The 22,543-nt window shown below is 61.7% G+C and carries 29 protein-coding genes, 1 tRNA gene and 1 pseudogene; 15 read left to right on the plus strand and 16 right to left on the minus strand.

Annotation, left to right across the window (positions count from 1 at the left end; genetic code table 11):
* Positions 1 to 77 precede the first annotated feature (77 nt).
* Together AC2A1F_RS13385 and AC2A1F_RS13390 are read left to right on the plus strand one after the other, a co-directional pair.
* Complete coding sequence (locus AC2A1F_RS13385) at positions 78 to 587, plus strand: hypothetical protein (RefSeq protein ID WP_484209268.1); 510 nt, start codon at positions 78 to 80, stop codon at positions 585 to 587.
* 261 nt (positions 588 to 848) lie between these two features.
* Complete coding sequence (locus AC2A1F_RS13390) at positions 849 to 1,079, plus strand: hypothetical protein (RefSeq protein WP_292632608.1); 231 nt, start codon at positions 849 to 851, stop codon at positions 1,077 to 1,079.
* Between the two features lie 24 nt (positions 1,080 to 1,103).
* On the opposite strand, the gene AC2A1F_RS13395 is transcribed toward AC2A1F_RS13390, so the two are convergent.
* The 3 genes from AC2A1F_RS13395 to AC2A1F_RS13405 all read right to left on the minus strand — a co-directional run bounded on the left by AC2A1F_RS13395 (position 1,104) and on the right by AC2A1F_RS13405 (position 3,233).
* Complete coding sequence (locus AC2A1F_RS13395; protein ID WP_484209269.1) at positions 1,104 to 2,270, minus strand: GGDEF domain-containing protein; 1,167 nt, start codon at positions 2,268 to 2,270, stop codon at positions 1,104 to 1,106.
* A 118-nt stretch (positions 2,271 to 2,388) separates the two neighbouring features.
* The gene (locus AC2A1F_RS13400) at positions 2,389 to 3,096 is read right to left on the minus strand and encodes a GcrA family cell cycle regulator (RefSeq protein ID WP_484209270.1); all 708 of its coding nucleotides are present in this window, start codon (positions 3,094 to 3,096) and stop codon (positions 2,389 to 2,391) included.
* Positions 3,093 to 3,233 carry a hypothetical protein gene (locus AC2A1F_RS13405; protein WP_484209271.1) on the minus strand — a complete coding sequence of 47 codons (141 nt, stop codon included), beginning with the start codon at positions 3,231 to 3,233 and terminating at the stop codon, positions 3,093 to 3,095. The genes AC2A1F_RS13400 and AC2A1F_RS13405 overlap by 4 nt, the downstream gene beginning before the upstream one ends.
* On the opposite strand from AC2A1F_RS13405, the gene AC2A1F_RS13410 reads away from it, so the two are divergent.
* The gene (locus tag AC2A1F_RS13410) at positions 3,232 to 4,113 is read left to right on the plus strand and encodes an ABC transporter permease (RefSeq protein WP_484209272.1); all 882 of its coding nucleotides are present in this window, start codon (positions 3,232 to 3,234) and stop codon (positions 4,111 to 4,113) included. The genes AC2A1F_RS13405 and AC2A1F_RS13410 overlap by 2 nt on opposite strands.
* A gap of 43 nt (positions 4,114 to 4,156) precedes the next feature.
* Here the strand turns inward: AC2A1F_RS13410 and hspQ are convergent, their stop codons facing one another.
* Complete coding sequence (hspQ, locus tag AC2A1F_RS13415; RefSeq protein WP_484209273.1) at positions 4,157 to 4,537, minus strand: heat shock protein HspQ; 381 nt, start codon at positions 4,535 to 4,537, stop codon at positions 4,157 to 4,159.
* 191 nt (positions 4,538 to 4,728) lie between these two features.
* Between hspQ and AC2A1F_RS13420 the strand changes: the two genes are divergently transcribed.
* The 3 genes from AC2A1F_RS13420 to AC2A1F_RS13430 all read left to right on the plus strand — a co-directional run bounded on the left by AC2A1F_RS13420 (position 4,729) and on the right by AC2A1F_RS13430 (position 5,497).
* Positions 4,729 to 4,818, plus strand: a tRNA-Ser gene (locus AC2A1F_RS13420).
* A gap of 145 nt (positions 4,819 to 4,963) precedes the next feature.
* The gene (locus tag AC2A1F_RS13425; RefSeq protein WP_484209274.1) at positions 4,964 to 5,335 is read left to right on the plus strand and encodes a hypothetical protein; all 372 of its coding nucleotides are present in this window, start codon (positions 4,964 to 4,966) and stop codon (positions 5,333 to 5,335) included.
* A gap of 3 nt (positions 5,336 to 5,338) precedes the next feature.
* A complete protein-coding gene (locus tag AC2A1F_RS13430) occupies positions 5,339 to 5,497 on the plus strand; it encodes a GreA/GreB family elongation factor (RefSeq protein ID WP_484209275.1) in 159 nt (52 codons plus the stop codon).
* Positions 5,498 to 5,559: 62 nt separating this feature from the next.
* On the opposite strand, the gene AC2A1F_RS13435 is transcribed toward AC2A1F_RS13430, so the two are convergent.
* The gene (locus AC2A1F_RS13435) at positions 5,560 to 6,438 is read right to left on the minus strand and encodes a LysR substrate-binding domain-containing protein (RefSeq protein ID WP_484209276.1); all 879 of its coding nucleotides are present in this window, start codon (positions 6,436 to 6,438) and stop codon (positions 5,560 to 5,562) included.
* 120 nt (positions 6,439 to 6,558) lie between these two features.
* Between AC2A1F_RS13435 and uraH the strand changes: the two genes are divergently transcribed.
* Positions 6,559 to 6,957 (plus strand): hydroxyisourate hydrolase, encoded by a 399-nt coding sequence (gene uraH / locus AC2A1F_RS13440; protein ID WP_484209277.1) that lies wholly within the window; start codon positions 6,559 to 6,561, stop codon positions 6,955 to 6,957.
* A gap of 38 nt (positions 6,958 to 6,995) precedes the next feature.
* Positions 6,996 to 7,577 (plus strand): GlcG/HbpS family heme-binding protein, encoded by a 582-nt coding sequence (locus AC2A1F_RS13445; protein WP_484209278.1) that lies wholly within the window; start codon positions 6,996 to 6,998, stop codon positions 7,575 to 7,577.
* On the opposite strand, the gene AC2A1F_RS13450 is transcribed toward AC2A1F_RS13445, so the two are convergent.
* Positions 7,552 to 7,677 (minus strand): hypothetical protein, encoded by a 126-nt coding sequence (locus AC2A1F_RS13450; protein WP_484209279.1) that lies wholly within the window; start codon positions 7,675 to 7,677, stop codon positions 7,552 to 7,554. The two genes, AC2A1F_RS13445 and AC2A1F_RS13450, sit on opposite strands and share 26 nt — an antisense overlap.
* A gap of 100 nt (positions 7,678 to 7,777) precedes the next feature.
* Between AC2A1F_RS13450 and AC2A1F_RS13455 the strand changes: the two genes are divergently transcribed.
* A complete protein-coding gene (locus AC2A1F_RS13455) occupies positions 7,778 to 7,912 on the plus strand; it encodes a helix-turn-helix transcriptional regulator (RefSeq protein WP_484209594.1) in 135 nt (44 codons plus the stop codon).
* 234 nt (positions 7,913 to 8,146) lie between these two features.
* Here AC2A1F_RS13455 and AC2A1F_RS13460 read toward each other — a convergent pair whose 3' ends face one another.
* Entirely contained in the window at positions 8,147 to 8,572 is a 426-nt protein-coding gene (locus tag AC2A1F_RS13460) for a GNAT family N-acetyltransferase (RefSeq protein WP_484209280.1), read from the minus strand.
* 703 nt (positions 8,573 to 9,275) lie between these two features.
* Between AC2A1F_RS13460 and AC2A1F_RS13465 the strand changes: the two genes are divergently transcribed.
* Positions 9,276 to 10,847: an ABC-F family ATP-binding cassette domain-containing protein gene (locus tag AC2A1F_RS13465; RefSeq protein ID WP_484209281.1), complete on the plus strand. Its 1,572-nt coding sequence runs from the start codon at positions 9,276 to 9,278 to the stop codon at positions 10,845 to 10,847.
* 341 nt (positions 10,848 to 11,188) lie between these two features.
* Here the strand turns inward: AC2A1F_RS13465 and AC2A1F_RS13470 are convergent, their stop codons facing one another.
* Genes AC2A1F_RS13470 through AC2A1F_RS13480 form a run of 3 tightly spaced genes read right to left on the minus strand, consistent with a single transcriptional unit; the run spans position 11,189 to position 13,842 of the window.
* Complete coding sequence (locus tag AC2A1F_RS13470) at positions 11,189 to 11,665, minus strand: hypothetical protein (RefSeq protein ID WP_484209282.1); 477 nt, start codon at positions 11,663 to 11,665, stop codon at positions 11,189 to 11,191.
* 34 nt (positions 11,666 to 11,699) lie between these two features.
* The gene (locus tag AC2A1F_RS13475; RefSeq protein WP_484209283.1) at positions 11,700 to 12,860 is read right to left on the minus strand and encodes a hypothetical protein; all 1,161 of its coding nucleotides are present in this window, start codon (positions 12,858 to 12,860) and stop codon (positions 11,700 to 11,702) included.
* 22 nt (positions 12,861 to 12,882) lie between these two features.
* Positions 12,883 to 13,842, minus strand: coding sequence for an aspartyl protease family protein (locus AC2A1F_RS13480; RefSeq protein WP_484209284.1), 960 nt, complete (start codon positions 13,840 to 13,842; stop codon positions 12,883 to 12,885).
* 203 nt (positions 13,843 to 14,045) lie between these two features.
* On the opposite strand from AC2A1F_RS13480, the gene AC2A1F_RS13485 reads away from it, so the two are divergent.
* From AC2A1F_RS13485 to AC2A1F_RS13505, 5 genes are all read left to right on the plus strand, one after another.
* Positions 14,046 to 15,140 carry a sensor histidine kinase gene (locus AC2A1F_RS13485; RefSeq protein ID WP_484209285.1) on the plus strand — a complete coding sequence of 365 codons (1,095 nt, stop codon included), beginning with the start codon at positions 14,046 to 14,048 and terminating at the stop codon, positions 15,138 to 15,140.
* A complete protein-coding gene (locus AC2A1F_RS13490) occupies positions 15,137 to 15,883 on the plus strand; it encodes a LytR/AlgR family response regulator transcription factor (RefSeq protein ID WP_484209286.1) in 747 nt (248 codons plus the stop codon). The genes AC2A1F_RS13485 and AC2A1F_RS13490 overlap by 4 nt, the downstream gene beginning before the upstream one ends.
* Positions 15,884 to 16,357: 474 nt before the next feature.
* Complete coding sequence (locus tag AC2A1F_RS13495; protein ID WP_484209287.1) at positions 16,358 to 17,683, plus strand: esterase/lipase family protein; 1,326 nt, start codon at positions 16,358 to 16,360, stop codon at positions 17,681 to 17,683.
* 28 nt (positions 17,684 to 17,711) lie between these two features.
* Positions 17,712 to 18,494: a hypothetical protein gene (locus AC2A1F_RS13500; protein ID WP_484209288.1), complete on the plus strand. Its 783-nt coding sequence runs from the start codon at positions 17,712 to 17,714 to the stop codon at positions 18,492 to 18,494.
* A 20-nt stretch (positions 18,495 to 18,514) separates the two neighbouring features.
* On the plus strand, positions 18,515 to 19,054 hold the full coding sequence (locus AC2A1F_RS13505) for a hypothetical protein (protein ID WP_484209289.1): 540 nt from the start codon (positions 18,515 to 18,517) through the stop codon (positions 19,052 to 19,054).
* A gap of 264 nt (positions 19,055 to 19,318) precedes the next feature.
* On the opposite strand, the gene AC2A1F_RS13510 is transcribed toward AC2A1F_RS13505, so the two are convergent.
* The 6 genes and pseudogenes from AC2A1F_RS13510 to AC2A1F_RS13535 form a co-directional block, all read right to left on the minus strand.
* Entirely contained in the window at positions 19,319 to 19,684 is a 366-nt protein-coding gene (locus AC2A1F_RS13510) for a hypothetical protein (RefSeq protein ID WP_484209290.1), read from the minus strand.
* Complete coding sequence (locus AC2A1F_RS13515; protein ID WP_484209291.1) at positions 19,666 to 19,938, minus strand: phage integrase central domain-containing protein; 273 nt, start codon at positions 19,936 to 19,938, stop codon at positions 19,666 to 19,668. Before AC2A1F_RS13515 ends, AC2A1F_RS13510 begins: the two co-directional genes overlap by 19 nt.
* Positions 19,939 to 19,980: 42 nt before the next feature.
* On the minus strand, positions 19,981 to 20,196 hold the full coding sequence (locus tag AC2A1F_RS13520) for a hypothetical protein (RefSeq protein ID WP_484209618.1): 216 nt from the start codon (positions 20,194 to 20,196) through the stop codon (positions 19,981 to 19,983).
* Positions 20,197 to 20,210: 14 nt separating this feature from the next.
* Positions 20,211 to 20,378 (minus strand): annotated as a pseudogene (locus AC2A1F_RS13525) (integrase); the annotation flags it as partial.
* Positions 20,379 to 20,648: 270 nt separating this feature from the next.
* A complete protein-coding gene (locus AC2A1F_RS13530; RefSeq protein WP_484209292.1) occupies positions 20,649 to 21,254 on the minus strand; it encodes a CDP-alcohol phosphatidyltransferase family protein in 606 nt (201 codons plus the stop codon).
* 21 nt (positions 21,255 to 21,275) lie between these two features.
* Positions 21,276 to 22,541, minus strand: a complete 1,266-nt coding sequence (locus tag AC2A1F_RS13535) for a NupC/NupG family nucleoside CNT transporter (protein ID WP_484209293.1) — start codon at positions 22,539 to 22,541, stop codon at positions 21,276 to 21,278.
* Between the last annotated feature and the right edge of the window lie 2 nt (positions 22,542 to 22,543).

A 22,543-nucleotide genomic window follows, 5' to 3' on the forward strand; every position in this document is an offset into this window, starting at 1 on the left:
CCCGCCGCAAGGTGGGGCCTTTTTCGTTGGCGTGCAGCGTTTGCAAAGCGGTGAGGAATTCCTGCGAAGGTGCGATCATGGAAGCCGCATCCGAAACCGTCCTGTTGTTCGAACGCAGCGCGCGGCGTGATGTGCGCTGGTGGGTGATGGCGATGGTGGGAGCGGTGTTTTTGGCGGCATCCCAAAGCGTGCGGCCGGAGGACAATTGCAGCCAAGACGGCGAGTGCGCGCCATGGCTAGTACCGGTGGCGGGCGTGATGGGCGCTTTGGCGCTGGCCGGAGGCGCCGGGCCGTTGCTGGCAAACACGCGCCGGGGCAGCCGAGTCAATACGAACGCAGGAACGCTCGAATGGTGGCAGGGGCGCACGGCAAAGCATCCAGGAGACCACGGTGCGATTGCATTGTCCGACATTGCCTTTATCCGCATCGAACGCTGTGATGACAGCACTGACTCCGTCAGCCTTTATGACCGGACGGGCGAGCGGCAGGCTTACTTTGATAGTGAAGTGATCCCGTGGCGATACGAAGAATGGGTGCGCCAGATCAAGGTAATACAACCTTCAATTGAATTTCGATTGCTGGACTGACCATCCTAGCAACAACGCCATTGCGCTTTCTCTTTGCTATTTCGCCATTTCAGGTGCAGGGCAAACCATCGGCGGTCACACTATTGTAGGCACCTCCGGCTGAGAGACCCTCGCGCTCCCGCTTACGCATCGGGAGCCGCCTGTGGACCACAGCACAAATCCTGTCCGGTCTAGGCTTTTCCCAAGATGCGAAGCTGCGCGCGTTGGCGATGCAGCCCTTGGCCTTGCGCCCGCTGACCTGTTTTCGAAGGAGTACCGACCATGAGCCGTGCCATGAACCTGAGCCTGACCGAAGCCGTTGTCCGCAGCCGTTGCGATGGGGCAGGCGTTTCCATCAGCGCGCTCGAATCGCTTCCTTCGGGCGGCACACGGCTGGTCTGCACCCGTGAAGAAGGTGCCGATGAAATGCGCATCAAGCTGCGCACCAGCATCATTGAAGGCAAGGTGGCGCGCTTTGCATTCCAGCGCGCACAGAACTCCCAATACCGCTAAGATAGAGGTACAGCCTGACGCCTGTCAGGCTGCGTTCTCAAGCGGCGGTGGCTCTTGTCCGGCAAGCAGAATCTGGTTCCGGCCGGCCTGCTTGGCGGCATAAAGCGCTTCGTCTGCCGCGCGCAGAGCCTCACCCTTGGTGGGATAGGCAAAGGCATCGGCAATGCCGCCTGAAAAGGTGATGCGGCCAAAGGGCATGTCTGTGGCACGATTGACGAGCCGACGTTCGGCAATCTCCTCACGCGCCTGATCCAGGCGGTCCCATGCCTTTTGCAGGCTCAATGCGCGAAACAGCACTGCGAATTCCTCTCCGCCATGGCGGGCGACGTGGCAGCGGGCGTCTGAAATGCGTCCAAGCGTTTCCGCGACAATCTTGAGAACGCGGTCACCTGCGGCATGGCCGTGAGTATCATTGATACGCTTGAAGTGATCAATATCGACAAAGGCGACGCACAGGGGCTCGCCCCGATCGGCAGCCACGGCCAGTTCCTGATCGAGCAGCGCTTCGAAGGCGCGGCGATTGGGCAGGCCGGTAAGGTGGTCCTCGTCAGCCACGCGGCGCGCTTCATCCAGGCTGTTTTGCAACGCCATTGCCCGCTCTTCGGATTGAGCAAGGTTATGCTCAATCTCGCGCGTACGATGCATCATGGCCTTGGCCAGCGAAGCCAATTCGGTAATTACCACGCCAGCGCGGCTGACCTGCTCCAGATCATCGACATGCTGCTGCAGCGCAGCGCCGTATTCGCTGGTTGCGGTCCGGGCGCTGCTGGTGGTGCTGGCAAAGTCTTCAAGACTTTCCTCAAGGCGCGACATTAGCGCAGCGAGCATTTCTGCAGAGCCTTCGCCACGTTCCTCGCGCATGACCTGTTCAAGCCATGCCAACGATATGGTCTGGCCCTCTTCGGTGCGTTCGAGGATCAGCTGCGCAAGGCGGGGGTTGGCGCCGGTCACGCAATCATAAGCTATTTCGAGAGTCCAAGGCATCACTTCCAGATCATGATCGATCAGGAAATCGGCAACCTTGCCAAGCAGGCGGCGTTTGGCCGGGAGCCAGATTTCGCGCGCGCTGGGATCGCGGAAGTTTGCAACCTCGGGCCGTGCTGGTTCTTGGTCTGCATCATCATCGGACGCGATACCGAGCCATTTGAGCAGGCGGGAACGAGAACCGCGAGGCGAAGGGTCGTGTGTCATGTCCGGTAGGACGGCAAACGCCGCATGGAATTAACCATGCGGCGTTGCACAAATGCGACATTGGCGAATGGTCCTGAATACATTTTAACAAGGACCAGTCGGCATATGGCCAATACGGTCAGCGTACGCGCGGTCCACCGAAAGGCATTGGCGGGGGAGGGCGGCGATGTCCGCGTGGCAATTGTGCCTGATAGGCGCGGCCGCAATGTTCGACGCAATAGGGGAACCCGGGGTTTACCTTTTCACCGCAGAAGTGGAAATCGGGCTCACCCGGATGGCCCATCGGCCAGCGGCAGATGCGATCATTCAGATCAAGCAGACTGGTCTTGTCTGCGATTTCGGGGCTGGGACGAGCGGGCACAAGACGGCGTGGCGGCGCGGGCGGGATGGGTGCCTGCTGATCGCCGGGGCCTTGGCGAAGGAAGCCTCCAGGGCCGACCGAGACGATGCGCGGCTGCGTAGGGGCAGCAGGCGCATCGGATGCGGTCTTCGGCTCTGGCGTAGGGGCCGGAGCAGGTGGTGCCGCGCGTGGGGCCGGAGGAGGCGGAGGTGCCGGTGTAGGCCGCGGGGCTGCTACTTTGGGCTCAGCCGGAGGCGCCGCAACAGGGGTTGCGCGTGGTGCCTTGGGGACCGACGGTTCGGCCGAGGCTTCGCTTTTGTCGCTGGCCTTGACCGGGGATGGACGTGCTTTCAGGCCAAGGCGGTGGGCCTTGCCAATCACCGCGTTGCGGCTCACGCCGCCCAGTTCTTCGGCGATCTGGCTGGCGGTAGAGCCGCCTTCCCACATCTGCGTCAGTTTCTCAATCCGCTCTTCGGTCCAGCTCATGCTTCAAACCTGTCCTTCAGGGCCACGGAAATGCGGCCGACGTAAAAATCGTAATCCGACCAGCCGGGCGGGTTGGCACTGGCTTCGCTTTTGCGGGCCTTGCCTTGGCCCCGCCGCCGCGATACCGCCACAACCATGGTCGATCAAGCGCTAGCCCGCGATGGGGCAACTTCCCGCAACACCGGAACTTTCACCCCGCCGGGGCAACCGGTTTTTCGTGGCTTCAATAAGTTGGGGCTGTGGACCCTCTATATGAAGGAAGTTCGCCGGTTCTTCAAGGTGCAGACCCAGACGATCTGGGCCCCGGCGGTAACAACGCTGCTTTATCTGATGATTTTCACGCTGGCGCTGGGCGGCGGCACGAATGGTGCAGCGCGCGAAGTGCTGGGCGTGAACTTTGCCAGCTTTGTTGCGCCAGGGCTGATTGCGATGGGGATGATCAACAATTCCTTCGCCAATTCCAGCTTCAGCATGCTGGGAGGAAAGATCCAGGGCACGATCGTGGACTATCTGATGCCGCCCATCTCAACCGGCGAACTGCTGCTTGCGCTAACGGGGGCGGCGGTTACGCGTGCCGTGCTGGTCGGCCTTGCTGTGGCAGGTGCAATGCTGCTGTGGCCGGGCGTGTCGCTGTCGATGGCGCACCCTTGGGCGGTGGTGTGGTTCGGATTGATGGGGGCGATTCTGCTGGCACTGATCGGGGTGCTAACCTCGATCTGGGCGGAAAAGTTTGACCATAACGCCGCGGTTACCAATTTCGTGATCACGCCGCTGTCGATGCTGTCGGGCACATTCTACGTGATCGACAACCTTGCCCCGGCGTTTCAGGCTGTCAGCCGGATGAACCCGATTTTCTACGTGATTTCGGGCTTCCGCTTCGGATTTCTGGGGCGCAGCGATATTGGTAGCAGCAACATGGCCGTGCTTCAGGGCGCCATCGGGTTGGGCGTGCTGAACCTTGCGCTGAGCATCGGCGTATACTTCGTGCTGCGTTCAGGGTGGAAGCTGAAAAACTGAGTGCGGTTATGGCAGTAGTGCTTCGCCCTAAGGCAGCGCCCGGTTAGTGCGAAAGGCTGCGGCGCAGGCGATAGCGCCCATTGCGAAAGCCTTCGAACATTTCTTCAAGCGAAGGGTGTTCGACCGGGCCAGATTCAGCATCGCCCTGCAGGTTCTGCTGGCTGACATAGGCGACATAGCTGCTTTCATCGTTCTCGGCGAGAAGATGGTAGAACGGCTGGTCCCGCGGTGGACGGATGTCTTCGGGGATCGATTCGTACCATTCTTCGCTGTTGGCAAAGACCGGGTCGACATCAAATACGACGCCGCGGAAGCCGAACATGCGATGGCGCACCACATCCCCGATTGAAAAACGCGCCGAAGAGACGGGAGGGGCCGAAATAGCGCGTCCGGCCTGAGACGAAAAGAAGCTCGCACGATCCATAGGGAGAATATAGGAGCGTGCCGCGGCGCGCACAAGCGTTACGCCAACAAAGGCATTGGGACCAAACACTCGCAAAGCCGCGATACCAGTGCACAAGCTGACCGCTTTTAGCTTGGCAAGCCAGCAACCATGCGCTAACGGCGCGCTTCCTCGACCGGGAACGCCCTTTGTGGCACCCAGATTGGCACCATGGAGAGGTGGCAGAGTGGTCGAATGCGCCGCACTCGAAATGCGGTGTACGGGTAACCGTACCGTGGGTTCGAATCCCACCCTCTCCGCCAATACCCCTTGCCACCATATGCCATAGCGTGCCAAAAACTCGAAAGAGGCCGGGCGATCTGTCCCATTGGGACGTGCAGCGACGCGATAGGCCTTGCCTTCGCGTCCGCGCATACCACGCCGCTTGGCGTTCAAATCGGTCAGCGAATGGACGATGAAATTGACCGGTGCATTGAGTGCCTTGGTGATCGTCTTATCACGCATCAGCAGGTCCTCGGCTGCCGACCAATATTCGTACTCGGTCAGCCGCTCATCGTTGACGACGACGAGGATGTCATAGTCCGACTGATAACCTTCAACCGGATCGTCCACCCAGTCGCCCCGCGCGAACGATCCGTAGAGCACGAACTTGAAGATGCGCCGGGCCTTCTTCCAATCCTTGGTGCCGATCGCATGCGCGGCCTCGAACTCCTCGCAGAGCACGCGCATTACATGGGCAAGCTCGCGCTGCCGGGAGGCCGGAAGATGGTCGAGAGACGTCCGCAACATTGTTGTGAACCTGTCGAACGCACACTGTAGCTCGTGTATCCGACGGAAGCCGATTTCGACGCAGGTCGCATCTCGATCCTGTCTCTGGTCGGAGCAGGACTCCTCAGCCTTAAGGCGGGCCAGTCGATTACGTGGCCTAATCGCGCTGGAGAGGAGCGACGTCTGCGGATAATCGACGTTATGCAAGGGTAGAAGCTGAACAAAGGCCGTCGCTGATGGAACTAAGCGTTCGGGCGGCCTTTGCTGGCTCGTGCTCAGGCCTTGGTCGGCGGGCTTTCTGCGTAACCGCTGGCCACGCGTTCGAGCGACACGATCTGTGTCAAAACAGACAGAAGTTCGTTCGTTGCGGCGTCCTTTTCCCATGCGTAAGCCGACAGGACCATCGGCGGGACGGGTTCAAACTGCCGACAAGTCTGGACTGCGTAGGGTTTGACTGTGGCAACAGGCACGAGCGAAACGCCAAGCCCGGCTTCCACGGCGCGCAGCACACTGACAAGACTGTTCCCGGTGAAGGCCAGATACCAGCGCAATCCTGCGGCCTCGATCTGTTCGACCATCTGTCCCCGGTAGAGCCCGCCCGGCGGGAAGGCGACGAGCGGTATCGGTTCAGACCACTGCTGCAATTCGTTGGCACCCTCGATCCACGCCAGCGGCTCGGAAAAACTTGCGACCGCGTCGGCCTGCGCGCGGGGTTCCTTGACGATGACCACGTCGAATTCCCCTTCGCGAAACTGCTGCGACAGATCCCTGCTAAGCCCTGTCGTGACATCGAGGCGAATTTCACGGTAGCGCTTGGCAAAGCGGGCAAACCCCTGACCCATCGTGGCCGTCATCAGATCATCAGGCAAGCCGATCTGGAGGATTCGGCTGCCCGAAGGATCAGCCAGCAAAGCGGCAGCCTCGCTCTGAAGGGCGAGAATGCGCCTCGCATATCCGATCAGGCGTTCGCCCACTGGGGTGAGCTTTACGGGCCGGGCAGAGCGATCGAGCAGAGCCTTGCCAATCAGGCCTTCCAGTCGGCCGATCTGCTGACTGATCGTTGACTGGGTCGAGTTCAGTCGGTGTGCCGCAGCTGTAAAGCTCCCGGCATCGGCAACCGCCACAAACGCCTCGAGAAGTCTGGGATCTAACACGACATTATTATAATTGTGAATGATAGGCATTCAATCATTTTATTCGAGTATTATTAGGCTTTTCGCTAGGGGCCTATATCCCCACTCCCCGGGCCCAGCCAAAAAATCAGGATCATACCGATGAAGATGACTAGCTCGCTTGCGCCGATCGTACTCAGCCTCATCGCGGCGCCGGCCGCGGCCGCAGAGATATCGACCCATGTGCTTGACCTCGCAGAAGGTGTCGGCGGCGCAAATGTCCCTGTCACTCTCTCAAAGCGTGACACCGCTGGAACCTGGGTGGAGGTCGGCACGGCTCGCACTGACCAGAACGGCCGCGTGCGCAGCTTCGGCCCGGGCGCCGATTTTGAGACCGGCACCTATCGGCTGCAATTCGATATGTCGGCCTACCCGAATGCTGAAGCGAAGCCGTTCTTTCCCGAGATTACCGTAACCTTCAGTGTGTCAGGCAAGGCAGGGCACTTTCATGTTCCTGTCGTGGTCAGCCCCTATGGTTATTCGACCTATCGCGGCAACTGATGATGATTGGCCTGCTTATCCCACTTGGGCTTGCTGCCGTGACCGCCGTGCCGGCGCCTGCCTCGCAGCGCTCAGTTTCGCTAGAGATGGCCAATGCGCTCGCTGACGCGACACTCGCATCGTGCCGCTCCACGAACAGGGACGCTGTTGTCGCTATCGTTGATCGCGGCGGTAACCTGATTGTGCTCCAGCGGGGGGATGGCATCGGGCCGCACAACACTCGTGCGGCCGAACGCAAGGCCTTCACGGCCCTGTCAACCAAGACCAGCACATCTGCTCTGGCCGAGCGGGCTGCAACCGATCCCGGATCACGCAACCTGGCGAATGTTCCGGAACTCCTGCTGCTGGGCGGCGGCTTGCCGATTATGCACGGCGGAGAGGTGATTGGCGGAATCGGGGTCGCAGGCTCGGGCGGATCGGTAAGCGACGAGCAATGCGCCAGCGCAGCGCTCGCAACACTTGGCCACCTTCTTGATCTTCGTGTCGGAGAGCATGCCAACCCTCTGCCTGGGGGTATCGGTTTCACCCGTTACCCCGACTGCTACCGCCGAGAGGGCTGTTCACTGGTGGCAAGGCATGGCACTCGGCGCGATTTCAGTCACCCGCGTCGGCCTCAATAAGCGCGACCATCGCCTCCGCCATCCGCCGCTTGACTTCACCAAGCGCAATCCAGAGACGCTGGGCGATCTCGGCATAGCCAAGGCTGTCCAGCCGATGCATCAGGAACGCCGCATGAAAGGACCCAACGATGACCGAAGCCGTTGACCGAATTATCCGTCTTCCAGCGGCGCTTAAAGCTACAGGCCTCAGCCGCTGAACGCTGTATCGCAAGATCAACCAGGGAACCTTCCTCAAGCAAACAGCAATCAGCGAACGATGCGCAGGCTGGCGCGAATCTGCCGTCAATGCATGGTTATTGAGCCCTGCGCGCTATGGCCGTTCGAAGGAACCGTGAACTAATCTAAGTCGCAATGCCCAAGCGATAGTCGCGCTTAATAACGGCGTTCTTAACGCCTAGCGGACTGATGATACACGGCAGCTTCGCGCCCTGTATCGGTCCTTACGTACATACGTCACCCTGCCCAAGACCGGTCACCAGGAATCCGGCGGTAATATCAGCTTCGGGCATCACCGAGCCGGGCGCTCTATGGCTGAATGTGGGTAGAACGCGGCCGCTAAGACGCTGGCGTTAGATCTGCTTATCCATTCGGAAATTATGGATTGGCACGCCGCCAATGACGAAGTCGCGTCGATGGCCCGCAGTGAAGCCCATGCGCAAGAAAAAGCGCCGCGCCGGCTCGCTGGCTTCCACGTAAAGATGCGTCAGCTTAAGGGCGCGCGCCTCCGTTTCGAGGTGATGATAAAGTGCAGCGGAAACACCCGTCCCGGCCCGATCAGCACGGCAAAAGAAATGATCGATGTGACCATCCTGCTCCAGATCTGCGAAAGCCAACGCTTCACCGTCATCTTCGGCGACTAGAAAAATTCGCCCGTCTCTGCCCCAAGCGTCAATGCGTGCTGGATCTGGGACATCAGGCACCCATGCTCGAATTTGCTCGGCTGTGTAATATTGTGCCGCGATTTGATGCACCGAGGCGTAGAACAACTGGGCCAAATTAGGGGCGTCTGAAGATCGGAAAGGGCGGATAAGCATGCGCTTCCATAATCTACAGAACCGGGGACCGCTACTGGGTCGGCACAAGAAAGTCGGCTTCTGGCAAAACCTGTAGCAAAGCTGCTTGACCGGTCTTGGAATCGCGGAGGGCCATCACCTTGGGCGGGGAGCTGCCATTGACGTTAGCGGTCATCGTGTGTGACTTTTGACCAGCGCTTCTCGTCTGCTGCCTCGCGCTGATGGGCTTTTTCTTTGGGGAGCCGTAAAGCACCGCCCTCGGAAGTTGATCTCGATATTGCGCGCGTATCCTTCATGAAATCGCAACTGCCATGGGATGGGACCGTGCATTGCAATCGTATATGCGCGCCGCAAAGTCGGCTCGCCTCAAACGTAGTGATGATCCATGGCGGTAGGTTAGCGGCGACCTGCCAGTGTGCAGTATCACTACAGTCGAATATCAGTCGACCGCTTCGGGGTTGGTTCCTCACTGGCAGGAAATCGCGACCTTTGTGAAAAAGGGGCCTTTCAGGTGTCTACCCAAAAGCGATCCTCAAAGAATGAGTTTTGAGATCCCAACAGCCGACATCGTCTTGATCAAACAAGGTTCGGTCAGTATCAGCTGCGGCCAAATAGCGGAGAACGAACGTGGACAACAGGATCAGTGACGGATTTTGCCCTCCCCTGTTTGAAAATACGGTTCTCTATGTCTGCTCTACTTACGCTCGACGCGCTCTCAGCATTCACGCCTGACCGGCAAGTTCTTTTTCATGATTTGACGCTGTCCATCGGCATCGAAAGAGTGGGCCTTGTCGGACGCAACGGATCTGGAAAATCGACCCTGCTGCGCATGATCGCAGGTGAAAATGAATTATACTCCGGCACGCTGAGCGTTTCGGGGTCGGTCGGCATGCTTCAACAGGAAATGCCCGAGAATTGGACCGTCGAGGAAGCGTTGGGGGTGGCCCACCAGCTCGAAACGCTCCGTCGTATCCTTGCCGGAGACGGGAGTGCTGACGATTTCGACCTGGCCGATTGGACCTTGAACGAGCGAATTGGAAGCGCTCTGGAGGCGGTGGGCCTGTCCTCAAACCTGCTAGCGCGTAGGATTGGCACGTTGTCCGGCGGTGAGAGAACCCGCATCGGTGTCGCTCGGCTGCGAATCGAAGCGCCCGACCTCCTCCTGCTGGACGAGCCTTCGAATAATCTAGACTCCGCGGGACGCGAAGTCGTCGAAGCGTTAATCCGTGACTGGAAGGGCGGCGTCCTCGTCGCGAGTCATGACAGGCATTTGCTGGGATGCATGGACCGGATCGTTGAATTGAATCCGATTGGGGTGCGCGCTTTTCGCGGGAGCTGGTCCGCTTTCGCACAAGCGCGCGAAGATGAAAGAAAGCGATTCGCCGTTGAGAGCGAGCGGGCCGAATCCGCGCTTCGCCGGGCTAAAGGATCGGCTCAGGCTCAACTCGAAAACAAGGCTCGGCGCGACAAGGCGGGACGTAAATTCGCCGCCCGGAAATCGGAACCAAAAATCCTCCTTGGTGCAAAGGCAGAGCGTGCCGAGAACAGCAGTGGTCGGGAACAGTCCGTCGCCGATCGGATCGTCGCAGATGCCAGAAAACGCCAGGAGGTAGCGCGGGCTCTGGTGGAAATCGTCACGCCTCTCAGGATTGACGTGCCGACAAGTGGACTGCCACTGGGCAGCCGCTTGCTGGCTTTGGATGGGGTGCAAGCACAATTCGGTGGTCGCCGGCTCGGGCCCTGGACGCTTCGCGTCGATGGTCCGGAACGCATCGCGGTGAGGGGACCGAATGGTGCCGGCAAGACAACGCTCCTGAGGATAGCGGCTGGGCAACTCGACCCGGTGGACGGCCGCGTCTGGCGAGCGAATGAACGGATATCGCTGCTCGATCAACACGCCGCAATGCTGGATGCCGAGGCGAGTGTGGTAGATAACATGCGCGCCTTACATCCAGAGCTGGACGCAGAAGCCGCGTTCGCGCTGTGCGCCCGCTTTGCTTTCCGAAACGACGACGCCCGGCGGATAGTGGGCTCGCTGTCTGGCGGAGAACGCCTACGGGCAAGTCTGGCCGCGACACTAGGCGGGGCCGCCGCGCCTTGGCTGCTGATCCTAGACGAGCCGACCAATCATCTCGACATTGAGACCGTCGAACTTCTCGAGAACGCTCTTCGGAACTTCGACGGTGCGCTGCTTGTCGTGAGTCACGACCGCTCTTTCCTTGAGCGGATCGAGATCGGACGGTTTGTCGACATCTGATCATGGCGCTCCGCGCAATGGCTAGTTCTCGCTAATCTTGTCAAAAACCGACCGTCAGAATTCCACCCCATCACGTCAGCGCTATTCCCGTCGTTCATCCTATCGTGCAATGATCCCTAAATCGGCAGATTTTCTGGGCTAGTGTATGGCGACGATTGTTCCCGCTTAGGTGCGAGCGACGTCGCGACACTATTTGGAGGGCATGCGTTTACCAGAGGCAGTTCGGTGCGCAGCTGATCCCTGCATCGCTCAAGCTGCAGCGCACGACAGCCTATGCCAGTTTCTCATAGTTGGCGTATGGGTTCGACATGCGGCGACAAGCGCCGATAGGGCGACAAGGATCAGTAAACTTCGTGCCAGTTCTCGACCGTGGACTCACGGTTGGCGAGGCCGAAGCAGATGAGGCCCGGGCGGATCGCCGATGCGGTGCCGCGCACCAGCTTATATTCGAGGCGGCGGCACTTTAACCCGTCGACCTGCTCTTCGGTCACGACGGTGATCGTTCCGGTCGACGCCTTGCCCTTCCAGCGGTGCACATGACCGACCGGCCAGCTACCTGCACGACGCGGCCATTCAGCATAGTTGCCGCTATATTGGTCGTAGGGCGCCGTCGGCTTGCTGTCGAAGGCGATACCGCCCTCGCAGTCAGTGCACGAGACCTCGCCGAATTTGCGGAAGGCATCCTTTCGGGCCTGGGCATCGGCGGGCGGCTTGAGGTTGCTGACATAGCGAACCGGCCCATTCGCGATGGCGTGACCGGCGGTGCCAAGCCCGATCAGGCCGAGGGCGATGAACGCAATGCGGAGCGAACCGTGCATGATAATCTCCTGATTGAAAGAATTGGGGCTGGATTCAGCCGGGAATGCCGAGCGCGCCGCCGATGACGCCGCGCAGCAAGCCGCGCTTCTTCTTCGGCTTTGTCTCTTTTGCTGGGGCATCGCGATCTGCGCCGTCGTCGTCACCGCGCATCATCGCGGCGAGATCGACGCCGAGCACACTCATATGCGTCGCCCTGGTACGCAGCTTGACCGCCCAGCCAAGCGGCGCGTCCTTCGGCGATCCGTAGTTCGCTTCGGCGCCAAAGGCGGTCATCATCAGCATCGCCGAATCCGACGCTTTTGCCACCGCCGCCGGGACCGCGCACTGGGTCGTCTGCGGCGAGAGGAGAATGCGCTGCTGGACCAGCCGTGCTGCTTCACTTTCCGCCAGATAATCGGGCAGTGCCATGCCCGGCATCCGCACTGCACTCGACGACCACATGACCGTCGTCCCGTCTTCTCGCGCGGCCACCACGGTCATGATGGTGCCGCGTCCATGGGTGAGGGCAGGCCAGCTCACCATCACCGCTCCAGACGGCAAAGCGTCGTGCTTCGGCGTCAGCGGGCCGAGAAAGTCGGCTCCGTTGGCGATCGTGAAGCGTATTTCGGGCGCGTAATTGGCCTGGACGATATGCTCCCCGGCAAGCGAGGCATCGCGCGGAACGCGCGTCTCCTTTCGGCCATTGGGCCATTCGCCGTAGGTCGCGTGACGCCCCTGGGACGGCGGCGTCATCGCGCGCACCTGGGGAACCGCACCAAAGGGCGATTGGCCGCCGGGGCGGAACGTAGACAGATCGACGACGAATGGCTGTCCCGATAGCGCGTTCTCGCCGCAACCCCAAAAGAGCTCGATCCGCCCCTTGGGCCCGTTGGGCATTCCGGGCCGATAGTCGGTCGGAGCGTCGGCCTTTTGCTCGATGCCCCTCGGCGTGATCAGCGGGAGCCGCTCGCCCGTCTTAAGCCCCTGGGGCGGAAGATGCGCCGCGCTCGGTGCCGGCTGGCTGCGGCTGGAGCCGAGCTGGAGTGTCAGACTTTTCTCGACGCCGTTCGGCTGGCCGGTCGCCATGCCGGACGTGGTTTCGGCGGAGAGCCAATAGACCGCCTCGATCTTGGGCTTCGTCGCCTGCTGGGCGAATGCGTTGCAGATGATGGCTACCGCGCCGATTGCAGCGCCGGTGGACAGGATGACCTTCATGCCGGGTTTACCTCGCTTGGAGTCAGGGCGCGACCACGCGCAGTGCGGGCGGAGAGATGTGCAGGCGCAGTCCGGGGTGATCGATCACGAACCGCCGGTCGGCGAACATGTCGATGCCCAGGATTACGGCAGGCTGATCGAGCGTGAAGCCCAGCACATTAAACACCGACAGATCGGCAACCCGCACCTTGGGACGCGCGATCTTCACATCGCCGATCGCGAGTTCGGTCAGCGGTGCCTCGACGCTCGCGGTGGTGTGGCTGCTCGCGCCCTTGATGTCGCTGGCCTTGGCCACCCCGGGGCTGTCGGGCGACAGGCCAATCGCCTTCGCGGCCGCCCAGTTCAGGATCGTTCCGCGCGCCCCGGTGTCGAGCACCGCCGACATGTTGACTCCATTGATGCGGACGGTGAGCCGAGGCGCGCGTTGGTCGTCGAGGGTGAAGGGCACCGATCCGGCGATCCGGTTGAGCATGGCGGGCTCGACCGTATCGGTCATGCGCCATCGCCCGCCGGGCATGTCCATCTCGACCACAAAATTCGCGATGATGTCGGCACCCAAAATGCCGTCGATGCCCAGCGCGTCAGTCGGGCTTGGCGGGAGCAGCAGCAGGTCGCGTTTGCGGAACGTGCGGCCTGCCAGATGAAGCCGTTCGACAACCGTGCTCTCAATCGCAGTCGATCCACTGACGGCCTGAAGCGGAGCGCCACCGGCTTTGGCCACAATGCCCGGAATCGCCGCGCGAAGCTTGGGCATGATCGCGGTGATGCTCGCGGCAGTGTCGATAATGAACCGCTTGGGAGCCGAATTGTCGAGCGTTACGAGAACGACGGGATGGCCCGACGGGAGTACCTCAAGCGAGCGCTGCGCTAGGATCGCGGCGGGCACCGGCGTTTCGCTGATAAGGGCAACCGCCTGTGCGGCAGCGAGGGCACCGATCAGGCCTAGTGCAGCGACGCAGCAACGATGAACGTGATGAGCCATGATCGACCTCCCGGCGGCAAGGCGCCGCGAATAGGGGCCGGGATATGGTTGACCGCGTTGGACCGCCACGGCTTCGCGACCGATCCCGATACAGGTTCGGCAAAGGCAGAGTCGCGCGACGAAGTCCGATCTGGGTGCGACGAGGGCAGGCGTCAGTCGCCTTCGTTTTCGCTATCAGCAGAGCGTGCTATCCGTGGGGTCGTATGCAGCTGAAGACCGAACATCGCCAAACGCTCACGTTGGTCATCGCGACCTGGACGCTGTCGGCGGTGCTCTATCTTATCCCCTATTCGCTGTTCGGCGACCCCAGCGCCTATGTTGCCATGTCGGTCGTAAACATCTGTGTTCTGGGCGGGCTGTTCTCGGGGGGGATCTACTGGGCGGCGCGGCGCACCCGCCATCGAAACATGATCGTCAGGCTTGCCGCGATGATCCTGTCGGCATTCACGGCATCCGCGTTGCTCGCACTGATCGATGCGGTGATGGCCCAATGGGTTGACGAGTATCTGGACACGCCGGTGCGCTCGGCGCCATTCGCGCTGCGGGCGACCAACAACTTTGTGGCGCTGGTTTGGCAGTTCGCGCTGCTCGGCGCGGCATTCACAGTGATCGAGACGAACAAGCTGGCGCGTGCGCGCGAACTGGAACTTGCGGTCGCGCGGGAGGTTGCAAGCCGGGCCGAGGCGGCGGCAAGCGCGGCCAGTCTCGCCGCCTTGCGCTACCAGCTCAATCCGCATTTCCTGTTCAATACGCTCAACGCGATCTCCTCACTGATCGTGACCCGTGACTATGATGCGGCCGACGCCATGCTGGCCAAGCTGTCGGAGTTCCTCCGTGCGACCCTGTCGTCGGAGTCCAACGCGCTGCTGCCGCTGGAGGATGAGCTGGCGACGCTCCAGCATTATCTGGAGATCGAAAGCGTGCGGTTTGGCGAGCGGTTGGCGGTCGAGTTCGTCTGTCCGCCAGAGCTGAACCGCGCGTTGGTGCCGGGCTTCCTGCTTCAACCGCTGGTCGAGAATGCGATCAAATATGCGCTCGCGCCGTCCGCCGATCCGGTCACGATCCGTGTTTGCGCCGAAACGCAGGCGGACATGCTGAACCTGTCGGTCGAGGACGATGGTGATGGCGGGAACGGTGATGTTCGTCCCGGCACCGGGGTCGGCCTGGCCAATATCCGTCAGCGGCTCGAAACGCTGTTCGGAGAGGCGGGCAGCTTGGAGGCCGGGCCGCGCCCACGCGGTTTCGTTGCGCGGGTGCGCCTGCCGCTGGCGCGGCGAAGCGGGGAGGGTGCGGCATGACCGCGTTGAGGGTTTTGCTGGTCGATGACGAGCCGCTGGCGCTGCGACGGCTCGATTCGCTATTTGGCGACATCGACGCGGCTGATGTCGTCGGCACTGCCGCTACGGGCGAAGAAGCGGAGGACCAGATCGCAACGCTGACACCCGACCTGGTAATCCTCGACATCTCGATGCCCAAAAAGAGCGGAATACGCGTTGCTGCTGACCTTGCGGTCGATCCGCGGCCCGAAATCGTCTTCGTCACCGCGTTCGAGCAATATGCCCCCGACGCATTCGAGGTGGATGCCGCCGACTATCTGCTGAAGCCGGTGCGGTTCGACCGGCTGCGCCAGGCGGTCGAGCGCGCGCGGCGGCGGCGCGCGCTGCGCGATGCCGCCGACCGGCTGGCGACCATGCCCGAGCCTGAAGCGCGCGATGATGCAATCTGGGTGCAGGTCGCGGGCGGCAACCTGCGCCTCCCTATCGCCCAGATCGAATGGGTCGAGGCGGCGCGCGACTATGTCCTCTTCCACACGGCCACGCGCAGCTACATCCATCGCATCTCGATGGCGGCGCTGGAAAAGCTGTTCGACGCCGACGAGTTGATGCGGGTTCACCGCTCGACCTTCATCCGCCCGGCGCTGGTCCAGGGTGTACAGCGGCTCGGCAAAGGTCTCATCGCGCTGGAGATGCGCGACGGCGCGGTGGTGCAGGTTGGGCCGAGCTATGTGAAATCGGTGCTGGAACGGCTGGGGCTTTCCTGACCTCCCGCCATCGGATTCGTCGCTGAGAAATCCGGGTTCGTCTTCATTCCCCTGACCGGTCGCGGGATGGGCCGCTTCCACCGAACGCGCGCTGGTCACGGCCGGCCTGCCCAGTAGCGTGTTCCTCCACGGCGATTGCCGCACTGGAGGACATCATGATCGCGATGCACAGTAGTTTCCCTGCCTTGGCGCTGGGCGTCATCCTCTCGGGCGCAGCAACCCCGGCGATCGGCGCGCAATGCGCGAGCGGCTGGGGCGGGACGGTGCATTATTCGCGCACCCAGGAAACGCGCGACAGCAAGACCGTGCCCAAATTGTCGGGCAAGGGCAGCCATTCCAGCACCACGTCGATGACCTACAATTATGCCGCGCAGGTCGTGGTGCGTCCGACGTCCGATACGGATACGAATCTCGCCAAAGCCAACATCAATCTGTCACAGGTCGCATCCGAGACCGTTCGGACGACGGACGAGGATGTCTGCCTTCAAGGGCGACAAATGGGATGGCGCAAAGCCCGATGGCACGATCAACGAACTGTCGGTGATCGTGCCCGCCGGCCAGCAGCGCGAGGTCAAGTTCAACTGGGACAGCTCCGGCTATGCTTGGTACGACGATGGTCGCCCGCGCCCGATCCAGCGCATCCGCACCGAGCTGGAGGACAAGGGCAAGAAGGTCGATGAGCAGACCCGCAACCTCAAGGTCGCGCCCAAGCCGCTCGTCCTCGTCCATGGTCTGTGGTCCAACTGGGGTGCCTGGGCATCGTGGCAGAATATCCTGACTACGACCCACAGCTATGACTGGAAGGCGTTCGCGGTCGGCGAAAAGCCCGAACATGGCCGCATGAATACCGGCGAGGAGGTCGGTAATTTCGGGGCGACCTACACCATCGCGCAAAACGCCTTCGAACTCGCCAAATATGTCAGCTACGCCCAGAAGGATCGCAACGCCTGGCATATCGACCTAGTCGCTCATTCGATGGGCGGGCTGATCAGCCGCCGCTATATTCATGATCTGATGCCAAGCTATGCGGATGGCCGGCCGCAGGTGTCGCGCCTCGTCATGCTCGGCACACCGAATATGGGCAGCGTATGCGCTGATCAGATCAGCGCGGCGCTCGAATATCTCGAAATTCCCATGCATGCGCTGAGAGAGTTGCGCCCGAGCGTCGTTGCGCAGTTCAACGCAACGACGACCGAGCGCAAGGGCGTCCAATTCTCGGTCCTCGCCGGCAATGTATTCCCGGCCATCTGCACGATGGCCAAGCCCAATGACGGCGTAGTGGCCGTCGAGTCCGCACGGTGGACGATCGCCGACGCCGCCGAAGACGACGTGATCCATACCGCCATGACCGAGACCGGACCCTTCTCGTCCTTCGTCAAGCCGCGCCTCGCGCAGGGGCCATCGGCCTATCGCGGGACCGGCGGTGGAAGTGGCGGTGCGACGGCGCGGATCATGCTGACCGATGACGGAGCACCTGCGCCGGCACCATCAAGCAAAGCCGACTTCGCCAAACTGGTGAAGCTGGCACCGGGTCAGACGATGGATGTTGCGATCCCGGTCAAGGCGGCGCGCAATCTTGGCCTCACGCTGGTCGCGGCAAGCGTCGTGTCGGCGACGCTGATCGACGACACCGGCGCGGTTGCCGGTCGCAATGACGCAGCAACCCCGGAGGCTAGCCAGACCTTCCGATCAATATTCGTCGATCGCCCCGCCACCCGCGGCAGATGGACGCTCAAGCTCCACAATAGCGGCGAGACTGAGCGCGAAGTGCTGCTGTCGAGCTGGTCCAGCGCGCAGTGACCCGCGCCATTTCAATCAGGAGAAACTCATGAAACCTGTGTTGCCGATAACCCTTGTCGCGGGTCTGCTGTTCGCGACCAGCGTCGGTCTGCCGCTGCCCGCCCACGCCCAGTCCGATTGCGCCACTCAGGCGAAGAAGCGTCGCCCCAGCCTGTTCGGTGCCGAGGGCGCCGGGGGGCTGCTCACGCGCCTCCAGGGCGCAGCGCGCGGCCAGCGTAACCTCGGTACCGACATCAAGGACGCCGCCCAGCGCGGCGCCGAGCAACGCGCGAGCGAAGCGGCGACTGTCGCCGGGTGCAAGGCTGCCGAAAAAACTCAACCCAAGCAGGGTGAGGCTCCAACGCAGGCAGTCGACGAGGCGCAATCGGCACCTGAAACCGCCACTCCGCGCGCGGCACGGCGGCCGGCGGAGAGCGACACGCAATATCCCAGCCGGATGGAAATCCCGCAGGAATGGCAAACCGCCAAGGACGCCTATATCGAGTTCGGCAAAGTGCGGTGTACCGGCTGTGAGGGTGGCTTCGCTTATTCGGGCTGGCCTGTCTGGCCGCGTGACCAATATTCCGCAAAACATGGTGGAGACGAGCAGCGTCTTGCCAGTCTTGCGATTGGTCACGTCCATCGCTGGGCTGCCAACGGCTTTGCCGGATCGCTCCGCGTAGACAGTGAGGAGCAGGTCAATGGCTTCCGCTGCCGCAAGATGACCTACCGCCTGGAAAAGGACGGCCAGAGCGTCGAGCGACCCGGCCTGATGTGCTGGGGGAAATCCAACCAGCTTGCCGCCAGCGAGAGCTGGGTCGGCGTGTTTTGATGCGATTGCGGAGACCTCCGATGAAAATCCTCTACCTCGCCGCGCTGGCCGGTGCCGCCTTGCTCTCGACTCCGCCTGCGTCCGTGGACATCACGGGGCGCTGGACCCAGTCGAGCACCGGCAAGGAGCTGGTGCTGATCCCACGGATCAAGCTCGTTCCCAATGTCGGCGTGACGGCAGGCACCAGCCTTGGGGGCACGGTGGGCTATGGGTCGATGACCCGTACCACCATCGTCACCGAGCCGGTGACAATGACTGTCGCCCGGTCGATGTCCTTGGCGGTAGACGCGGACGGTCGATTCAACTGGACGATTACGCGGCGACATCCCGAGAAGGATGGCTGCACAATCAGCACGACGCAGGAAAAGCATGGGCAAGTTGATCAGGCCGGCACGAAACTCACCTTCGCCATTAGCGGAGGCATCGAGTCCTTCACTACGAGTTGCGGGCGCCGGGGAGAAACCCAGATTGGTCGATCAACAGAGATTTACACCGTTCAGAAGATTCCTCATGGCATTGCCATGTCCGGCGGCACTAGCCGGTGGGTGTTTAGGCGATGAGGGCCCAGCTTCTGCCGATGTCAAGGCGATGAGAAATGTCGGCTATTCCGGTCGTTCGCCGAAAAGCTGACTGTCTCTTACCGGTCCAGTTCTGGGCACGCGTGCGGGACTCTGGCGTGGTCTCCTAAGCAGTCCGCCGGATCGCAACCACCTTCGGCGTTTTGGATGCCCCGCAAAAGCTGCTCCATGCATCCATGAGCTTGCGCCGCATTTCAAACAGGGCGCCGCGCCGAAAGGCGGCCTCGGCCATTTTTAGCGTTGGTATTAGCTAATGCGATCTCGCACACCTCGTGCCGGTAACTGGTTACCTCGGACGCCCAGTCGCGGAATGTCGAGCGAAAACCGTGAACAGTGACATCGACCTTCATTCGTCGCAGCAGCATCGCCATTGCCATTGAAGACAAGGGGTGTACCCGGCTTGGGGCCTGAAAAGACAAACCTCTCGGTGCCCATATCTGCCACCGCTTCGACGATTTCGATTGCTCGTCGCGATAGCAGCAAGCCTTGTTCGCGCCCTGCCTTCATCCGCACGGCCGGCACCGTCCAGAGCTTGTTCTGAAGGTCGATCTCGTCCCAGTGCGCGCCGAGCACCTCGCCCGACCGCGCGACCATCAGGATGGTGAACTCCAAGGCGCGTGCGGCCGTTGCGCTGCGTCCCCGCAAATCCTCCATGAATGCAGGTGCCGTAGCATAGGGCAGCGCGGCATGATGGCCGCGTGACAGCCGCTGGCGCTTGGGCAGTAGCTGATCCGGTGACCGCGCCACAGCGCCGGGTTCTCACCTGACCGATACCCTTTGGCCTTGGCTGCGCTCAGCACATTCTCGATCCGACCGCGCAGGCGTTCGGCGGTTTCTGGCGTGCGCTTCCACAACGGCTCCAGCACCCCGAGGACTTCGTGCGTGCCAATCTTGTCGATTGGGCGGTGTCACAGCAGCGCGGCATATCTGGTCAGCGTCATCTTCCACTGCGCTGTATGCTTGGGATTGCGCCAGGAAGGCGTCATTGCCTCGACATGGGCGTCGGCGAAGTCCCCGAAGCTCGGGACACCCTTAAGCTTGTCGCGTTCTGCCTTCGGGTCGTCGCCAGCGGCAAGGATCGCCCGCAGTGCAGCAGCCTCAGTCTGGGCAGCTGCGGGCGACATGTCCGCCCGCCTCCAATGCCAAGCTCGGCGCGCTTTCCGCGTCGGGTATACATGAAAATCCAGCGCCGCCGCTTGGCGTCGTCGATGAACTGGTAAAGCCCGCCGCCATCCGAATGTCGGCCCGGCGCGGTCAGCTTTGCGGCCTGAATCGCTGTCAGCTTGTTGAGTGTGCGCGCCGCCATCTCGATGTCTCTGCCGAACCTTTTGGGTCCCACTTTCAGTCCCACTTTGCAGGTTATATGAAGCGAAATGTCCAGGAAAGCCTTCGGATGCCGAAATCACCAAAGAACTGGAAAACGTTGAAAATATGAGATGTAATGGACCGCAGAAAAATGTCCTGAAACAGGCGGTTCGCATTCAACCCTCTCCGCCAATTGGTTTTGCCCCAAAAGGTCTTATATATGGAGCAGTGACCTAAGGCTTGGCCGAAGTAATTGCCCCGCTTGTAGCCGTTAATCCGTGAAGGTCTGGCGGGCCAGCAGGCTGCGCTGGAGGACCGTGAGCAGGCACAGTATGGTGTAGCCGAGGGCGATGGCTGGGAAGTAGGCGGGCCACAGGCACATGGCGACAAATACGGCGATGGTTTCTGCGCCTTCGGCAAGGCCAGTGGAATAGAAAAAGCTCTTGGCGCCGTGCTTTGCGGTTTCCTGTCCGCGCTTGGCGGCAATCGCGGCAAAGACGAGGAAGCTGGCGCAGGTGAGGGTGAAGCTAGCGATCAAGAGCATCGCGGGCACCGTGTTGTCCGCCGCGGCAAGGCCAAAGCCGATGGGCACGGCGACATAGAAGGCAAAATCGGCGAGGGTATCGAGGTAGCCTCCGAAATCGGTCAGTCCGCTGGCCCGCGCGACGGCTCCATCGAGCCCGTCGATCAGGCGGTTGATGAGGATCAGGGCCAGCGCGATAAGGTAGTGGTGGTGGGCAATGGTATAGGCAGCGGCTAGGGCAGGGGCCAGACCAGCCAGCGTGACCGCATCAGCCCCGATGCCCCGGCGCGCGAGTGCGCGGCCCATCGCGTTCAGCGGCGGATCGATCAGCGGGCGCAGGCGGGCATCGAACATGGCGTGTTCCTTAGGTCTCGGTCATGACCATGTGACCAAGCCGATCACCGCACCGGTCATCATCGAAACCATGTTTCCGGCCAGCCAGCTTTTCATGCCCAACTGGCCAACCTCGCCCCGGCGTTCGGGCGAGAGGGTGGCGATGGTGGAGACGATCAGGCCGACAGAGGCCAGATTGGCAACGCCGCACAGCGCATACGTCACGATCAGCAGACTGCGCGGATCGAGCGTTCCTGCGGGCAGGGCGGCCAGATCGAGATAGGCGACATACTCGTTGAGAATGGCCTTCGTGCCCATCAGGCTGCCGGCAGCAGGCGCTTGGTCCCACGGCACGCCGATGGCCCACATGGCAGGCGAGAGCAGCCAGCCCAGCGTGCGCCGCAAGGTGAGTGGTGCGCCTTCGACGAGCGGCAGCAGGGACAGCGCCTGATCGATGAGATTCACTAGCGCGAAGACGGTGATGATGATGCCGATGACCGCCAGAACCAGCGTAACGCCCTCCATCGTGCCGCGGATCACCGCATCCATGCTGCTTTCATAGCGCAAGTCGGCCTCGGCCGGGGACGTATCGTGCTCACCATCGCCCGGCACCATCAATCGCGCCACGAGGATGGCCGCTGGCAGCGAAATCAGCGAGGCGACGATCATGTGGCCGACCGCATTGGGCACGGTCTTTGACAGGGTGGTGGCATAGAGGACGAGGATTGCGCCCGAGATTGTCGCCATAATCAGCACCATGATCATGAACAGGTCCGACCGGCTCATCCGGCCAAACCACGCGCGCAGCACCAATGGAGATTCGACCACGCCCAGAAAGATCGTTGCGCCACCGCCAAGGCCCACCACGCCACTGACGCCCAGCGTGCGTTGCAGCGCCCACGACAGACCGCGCACGACCATGCGCAGCACGCCCCAGTGCCACAGCAGCGCCGAGATGGCAGAGAAGACGATGATCAGCGGCAGGATCTGGAAAGCCACGACGACCGGAGGTTCCGCTCCCGTTTTCAGCAGAAAGGGGATGGGCCCACCGCCGGTGTAGCCGAACATGTAGGATGATCCGACCAGCGTTGCCGCCTCGATCGCCGAAACCGCCCTGTTGGCATAGCCGACCACGGTCCACACGAACGGCACTTGCGTGACGACCAGCGCAATGGCGAATTGCAGCAGTAACGCGCCACCCATCCAGCGCCAGCCGGGGCGGGCCTTGCGGTCTTCTGACAGGGCCCATGCCAGCAGCAGGATCGCCGCGATGCCGATAAGGCCCTGAAGATGTTGCAATACCGCCACGT

The sequence above is a fragment of the Novosphingobium sp. HNCC26BN242 genome, assembly GCF_057180525.1.

What these genes read in the sequence shown, in the direction of transcription:
- AC2A1F_RS13425 (WP_484209274.1), top strand. Translation starts at nt 4,964, where the DNA reads ATGGACGATGAAATTGACCGGTGCATTGAGTGCCTTGGTGATCGTCTT.
- AC2A1F_RS13490 (WP_484209286.1), top strand. Translation starts at nt 15,137, where the DNA reads ATGACCGCGTTGAGGGTTTTGCTGGTCGATGACGAGCCGCTGGCGCTG.
- AC2A1F_RS13495 (WP_484209287.1), top strand. Translation starts at nt 16,358, where the DNA reads ATGTCTGCCTTCAAGGGCGACAAATGGGATGGCGCAAAGCCCGATGGC.
- AC2A1F_RS13475 (WP_484209283.1), bottom strand. Translation starts at nt 12,860, where the DNA reads ATGAAGGTCATCCTGTCCACCGGCGCTGCAATCGGCGCGGTAGCCATC.
- AC2A1F_RS13470 (WP_484209282.1), bottom strand. Translation starts at nt 11,665, where the DNA reads ATGCACGGTTCGCTCCGCATTGCGTTCATCGCCCTCGGCCTGATCGGG.
- AC2A1F_RS13395 (WP_484209269.1), bottom strand. Translation starts at nt 2,270, where the DNA reads ATGACACACGACCCTTCGCCTCGCGGTTCTCGTTCCCGCCTGCTCAAA.
- AC2A1F_RS13390 (WP_292632608.1), top strand. Translation starts at nt 849, where the DNA reads ATGAGCCGTGCCATGAACCTGAGCCTGACCGAAGCCGTTGTCCGCAGC.
- AC2A1F_RS13500 (WP_484209288.1), top strand. Translation starts at nt 17,712, where the DNA reads ATGAAACCTGTGTTGCCGATAACCCTTGTCGCGGGTCTGCTGTTCGCG.
- uraH (WP_484209277.1), top strand. Translation starts at nt 6,559, where the DNA reads ATGAAGATGACTAGCTCGCTTGCGCCGATCGTACTCAGCCTCATCGCG.
- AC2A1F_RS13450 (WP_484209279.1), bottom strand. Translation starts at nt 7,677, where the DNA reads ATGCATCGGCTGGACAGCCTTGGCTATGCCGAGATCGCCCAGCGTCTC.
- AC2A1F_RS13465 (WP_484209281.1), top strand. Translation starts at nt 9,276, where the DNA reads ATGTCTGCTCTACTTACGCTCGACGCGCTCTCAGCATTCACGCCTGAC.
- hspQ (WP_484209273.1), bottom strand. Translation starts at nt 4,537, where the DNA reads ATGGATCGTGCGAGCTTCTTTTCGTCTCAGGCCGGACGCGCTATTTCG.
- AC2A1F_RS13505 (WP_484209289.1), top strand. Translation starts at nt 18,515, where the DNA reads ATGAAAATCCTCTACCTCGCCGCGCTGGCCGGTGCCGCCTTGCTCTCG.
- AC2A1F_RS13530 (WP_484209292.1), bottom strand. Translation starts at nt 21,254, where the DNA reads ATGTTCGATGCCCGCCTGCGCCCGCTGATCGATCCGCCGCTGAACGCG.
- AC2A1F_RS13410 (WP_484209272.1), top strand. Translation starts at nt 3,232, where the DNA reads ATGGTCGATCAAGCGCTAGCCCGCGATGGGGCAACTTCCCGCAACACC.
- AC2A1F_RS13485 (WP_484209285.1), top strand. Translation starts at nt 14,046, where the DNA reads ATGCAGCTGAAGACCGAACATCGCCAAACGCTCACGTTGGTCATCGCG.
- AC2A1F_RS13385 (WP_484209268.1), top strand. Translation starts at nt 78, where the DNA reads ATGGAAGCCGCATCCGAAACCGTCCTGTTGTTCGAACGCAGCGCGCGG.
- AC2A1F_RS13520 (WP_484209618.1), bottom strand. Translation starts at nt 20,196, where the DNA reads ATGTCGCCCGCAGCTGCCCAGACTGAGGCTGCTGCACTGCGGGCGATC.
- AC2A1F_RS13400 (WP_484209270.1), bottom strand. Translation starts at nt 3,096, where the DNA reads ATGAGCTGGACCGAAGAGCGGATTGAGAAACTGACGCAGATGTGGGAA.
- AC2A1F_RS13405 (WP_484209271.1), bottom strand. Translation starts at nt 3,233, where the DNA reads ATGGTTGTGGCGGTATCGCGGCGGCGGGGCCAAGGCAAGGCCCGCAAA.
- AC2A1F_RS13480 (WP_484209284.1), bottom strand. Translation starts at nt 13,842, where the DNA reads ATGGCTCATCACGTTCATCGTTGCTGCGTCGCTGCACTAGGCCTGATC.